Source organism: Catenulispora pinisilvae, assembly GCF_015356865.1.
Lineage (GTDB): Bacteria > Actinomycetota > Actinomycetes > Streptomycetales > Catenulisporaceae > Catenulispora > Catenulispora pinisilvae.
This window is the reverse complement of record NZ_JAAFZA010000421.1, coordinates 1-4,720: the sequence shown is the minus strand read 5'-3', so window position 1 is coordinate 4,720 and position 4,720 is coordinate 1. Positions and strand designations below refer to the sequence as shown.

Annotated in this window: 2 protein-coding genes and 1 pseudogene; all 3 read right to left on the bottom strand. The window is 66.3% G+C overall.

What is annotated here, in order from left to right:
* Positions 1–433: 433 nt before the first annotated feature.
* Positions 434–1,504, bottom strand: a pseudogene (locus tag IZR01_RS48205) (IS110 family RNA-guided transposase); the annotation flags it as partial.
* Positions 1,505–1,633: 129 nt separating this feature from the next.
* On the bottom strand, positions 1,634–3,070 hold the full coding sequence (ltrA, locus tag IZR01_RS48200; protein WP_194927784.1) for a group II intron reverse transcriptase/maturase: 1,437 nt from the start codon (positions 3,068–3,070) through the stop codon (positions 1,634–1,636).
* Positions 3,071–3,608: 538 nt separating this feature from the next.
* Entirely contained in the window at positions 3,609–3,941 is a 333-nt protein-coding gene (locus IZR01_RS48195; RefSeq protein WP_194899771.1) for a hypothetical protein, read from the bottom strand.
* Between the last annotated feature and the right edge of the window lie 779 nt (positions 3,942–4,720).

Below are 4,720 nucleotides of genomic sequence, written 5' to 3'. Positions count from 1 at the left end.
CTGGGGCTGGGGGCCGGTGTGCTGGCGACTGGCGGCTGGCGGCTGGTGTGCTCGCGGCTGGCGGCTGGTGTGCTCGCGGCTGGCGGCTGGTGTGCTCGCGGCTAATGTGCTGGGGCGGTTTGGGGTTGTAGGTTGCGGTTGGCGTGTGGGTTTCAAAGCTTTTTACGGCCTTCGGTCATGGTTGTGCCGGTTCGGGGTTCGGGTCGGCAGGTGTGTTTGTCGGCTGCCGGTTCTCGCGTACACGACCCCGCCGCACCTCAGGCCTCTTCCACTCCGGCAAGTCGGAACAAGATCAAAGTCAAGATCAAGGTCAAGAGCCCTGGTGAAGGGCCGGCGCCTCCGGCGGGGGCTCTCGGCTAGCCGGATAATGTGGGTTCCCGTGGGCAGCGTGGAGTGTCCCGGCTGCCCGGGGTGGTTTGGTGGTTCAGGTGTGTCAGGCTGCTGTTGTTGGTGTGAGGGTGACGGTGAAGCCGAGGTGTTCGAGTTGGCGGATGGCTTGGCGGGTTGCCCGGGTTTTGTTGGTGTGGCGGTCGTGCCAGTCCGGGCCGAGGTCGGTGAAGCGCTGGTCGGGGTTGGCGATCAGGTGCCAGGCGATTTGTAGGATGTTGCGGGCGATGGCGACTTGGGCTTTCTTTCTTGGGGCGTGTTTGGCGATGCGGCGGTAGCGGGCTCCGAGGAAGGTTTTGGTGGTGGAGGCGGACACGGCGGCTTGTCCGAGGGGTCCTTTGAGCCAGTTGTTGCCTTTGCCGGTGCGGCCGGGTTTTTCGGTGGCCCCGGATTGGTGGGTGCGGGGGGTGAGGTGGGCCCAGGAGGCCAGGTGGGCTCCGGTGGGGAAGACGGTCATGTCGGTGCCGATTTCGGCGATGATGACGGCGGCGGTGTCCCGGCCGACCCCGGGGATCTCATCGAGCCGGTCTAGCAGGCTGCCGGGGCTGGGGTGGTCGTCGTCGGGGCCGGTCGGTGGGTCGATTTGCGTGATCGCGGCCTCGATCCAGGCGGTGAGCTGGTCGATCTGGCCGGTCAGCCGGTCGTAGTCGTCCAGCCACATCCGGATCAGACGGGCGTGGTGGTTTTCGAAGTGCCCGGTTAGTGCTTCGATCAGGGTTGGGATCTTGGTGCGCATCCGTCCGCGGGCCAACTCGGCCAGGGTGCGCGGGTTGCGCTCGCCGGCGATCAACGCCTCCAGCATCGCCCGGCCGGAGACGCCGAACAGGTCTGTGGGTCCGCCGTCCTTGTCGGAGATTTTCAGGCAGGCGTCTTCCAGCAGGGCCTGGATCCGGTTGGCGTATTTGGTGCGGTCGGCGGTCAGCGCGGTGCGGGCTCGGGTCAGGTCCCGGAGCTGCCGGATGGGTTTGGGCGGCACGAAGCTGGGGCGCAGCATCCCGCGTTCGGCGAGTTTGGCTAGCCAGATCGCATCCAGCTTGTCGGTTTTGGGCCGGGCCGGCACGTTCTTCACATCCCGGGGGTTGACCAGCCAAACCGTCAGGCCTCTGGCTTCCAGCTGGTAGAAGTGAAGTCGACCCGGGGCGCGGTTCCGGTCTTTCGACCGGCCCGTTTCCCCAGGCCGCTTCCCGCACCCGCCGTGCGCCTCTCAACGCAACGGGCGCTCCACAAGCCCCGATGAATCCGGTTTTCATCCTCCCAGCGCGGCCTGCCACGGCGTCGGGATCACCGCTCCCCGATAGCGATAGCGGGTCGTGCCCACCTTCGCCGGATTGAACAGCGTCCGTTCAGCCGTGCCAGGCCACCAGCCGCCTGCGCAATAGCGTCGGCGCAGCTCCTTCACGGTCGATTTCGGGTGTTTACGGCGCAGCCATCGCCAGACCCGCGCCCACGCATAGGCGCTGAGGTATTTGAAGGTCACGCTGGACACCCCCGGCCGGAAGTACGCGCACCAGCCCCGCAGCACCCGGTTGAGCTGGATGAGCAGGGCGTCAAGCGGAAGTCCGCGATCCATTCCCCGGCACAACGTCCTGACCTTCCCCAGCACGGACGCAACAGCCTTGCCCGCCGGGTAGGTGTAGACATAGAACCGGCTGGTGCCACTCTTGCGGTGCCGCTGGATGCGCCACCCCAAGAAGTCCAGACCGTCGTCAATATGTGTAATCAGGGTCTTCTCCTCCGACAGGCGCAAACCCATCGTGGCCAAGGCCTCCGCCGCCTGCTCGCGCAGCGCCTCGGCGTCCTCCCTGGTGCCGTGCACTATCAGGCACCAGTCGTCCGCGTACCTAGAGATCCGGTAGTTGGGAAGACCTTGAGAGCGACGCTTGGCCCGCTGCCACGCGGTGGCGGCCGGGCCGCCCGGCCCGTGGGCGATGTGCTCGTCCAGGACCGACAGGGCCACGTTGCTGAGCAACGGCGACAAGATCGAACCCTGTGGGGTTCCGGTGTTGTTCTCCCGAAGTACGCGGTCCTCACCAAGGATGCCCGCCTTCAAGAACGCCTTCACCAGGGCCAGCACACGTCTATCCCCGATCCGAGCCCGCACCCGCTCTAGCAACGCGGGGTGCGAAATCTCGTCGAAGCAGGCTTTGATGTCGCCCTCAACGATCCACTCATAGGAGTGGGACGTCAGATGACGCACCTCAGCCACCGCGTCGTGAGCCCGGTGATTGGGGCGGAACCCGTAGGAGCACGGGAGGAAATCCGCCTCGAAAATCGGCTCCAACACCAGCTTCACGGATGCCTGCACCACCCGGTCGGTGATCGTGGCGATCCCCAGACGGCGCAGCTTGCCGCCCGCCTTGGGGATCATCCGCTCCCGCACCGGCAGCGGACGGAAACTGCGGTCCCTCAAGGAATCCCGCAGCAGGTCGAGGAACTCCTCGACCCCCGTCATCAGCGCGATCGACCCCGCAGTGCGGCCGTCGATCCCGGCTGTCCTGGCACCCTTGTTCCCCCGCACCCGATGCCACGCGACCAGAAGGAACGCGGGATCAGCGACAAGGTTGAAAAGATCATCGAACCTGCGACGTGGATCGTCACGGGCCCACCGGTGCAGCTTGCCCTGGATCTCCAGTACCCGGCGCTCCGCCTCATAGAAGCGCAGCTCCAGCTCGTCGGTATTCACCAACGCACCCTCCTGACATTCCAGTAGCGACACTGCCGACTTGCTGGCCCCCTTCGCCATGTGCGCGCCTCTCGCGCGCTCGGACTACTACGGGGCCTCCGCCCCACCCTGCGGCCGTCAGCCGGCAACGGACCTGCCCACCACCGCGCCGGATGCCCGGCGGGAGGGCGACCGCGGATGGTTCCCACGTTCACCAGCGAATCGATCAGCGAGTTAGGCGCCCACCTTTACCCCGGCAGCATCGCCACGGCTACGCCGCAGGCTTTCACCGTGGCCTCCCCACCGGACCATTCAACCGGCTTCGGAGTTGCCCGCCGGGCCCACCAGGGCTCGACGGCCACGCACTGCATCCCGGCCCATATCCGTCAGATTTGAGCGCGGTACTGGCCTTACGGGGCGTCAGACAGCGGTTCCTCTCGTACACCTTCTCGCCTTGCTTGCCGGACCCGGGCCGTCTGACAGTTCCGGCACGTCCCGTACGTTGTCGGGGCTGCTCCCACCGAAGACCAGCGTTCCCCGGTCCCGGCTGCCCCCAGCTTCACCGGCCAGCTGCGACTGACCGGCGACAGGGTCCTTTCACCCCTGCTCGACTCACCAGCGCCTCGTGGCGCACGAACGGCCGCCAGTAGTCGCCGGTGGCCTCCATCACCACCAAGGTGACCGACTGGCACACCAGGTGGTCGCCCAACTCGGCGATCGCGTTGGTGGTGGCCTTGACCGGCCACGTCTTCTGCACCCGCCGGGCCGGGTTGCTCTCCCCGGGCATCCTGGTGCACACCATCGCGCTGGCCTTGGCGATGTCGATCGCCGCGACCCGGTCCACCTGTTCGACGGCAGCCTGCAACTCCACCACTTCGGCATGCTCATCCATCGGGACTCCTTCCCGACTCCGGCTCCCCCAGCCACACCACACAGGCACTGCACGCGCAGACCGCCACGGGGAAAGCCGCAAGCTAGCCGGCGTGCTCGAAGCAACAGGTCACAGCCCCATACAGCGGTCCAGTACCAGACTCCCTCACAGGCTCAACACCCAAGCAGGGTACGGACTCGACGCGAACAGCACCTACAAGCAACATTTTCGCGCCGACAAGGCGGCGCTGCCAAGAGCCGGGATGACTCCCTCGGGGAACTGGCGCAATTCCATAGGGTGGTCCGGTCAGGGCCCTGCGCCTGCGGTTTGTGAGGTGGTTGCGGTCCGTTCCCCTCGGTCGCGTCGTCAGCCCCAAGGGGTACAGCGCCGAACCCCGGGAGTAAAGTCCGCGCCCTTGCGGTCAGGCGGGCAGGTGGCAGCCGCGTACAGCGCGAACTTGACTCCCGAGAACCGGCACTGTAGGCAAAGCCCTGCCGACGCGACCGAGGGGAACGAACCGAAAACCAACCGGAAGAAAAGCAACCACAGGGTACGAGGGCACGGGTCAGTAGTGCGGCTGCCGGTGTGGTGTAGGGGATCTTCCTCGGTCCACCGCTGCTCGACACGCCCGAACGCGTGACGATCAGCATGGATGTGAAAAAACCGGCCATCCGGCGAGTTCTACCGGTCGTCGCAACGCGTTGTGGTTGTGTGGTCTGACAGTAGCTTGGTGAGGCGTTCGGCTGGGGTATCCCAGTCGAGGACTTTGCGGGGTCGCCGGTTGAGTTTGGCGGCGACGG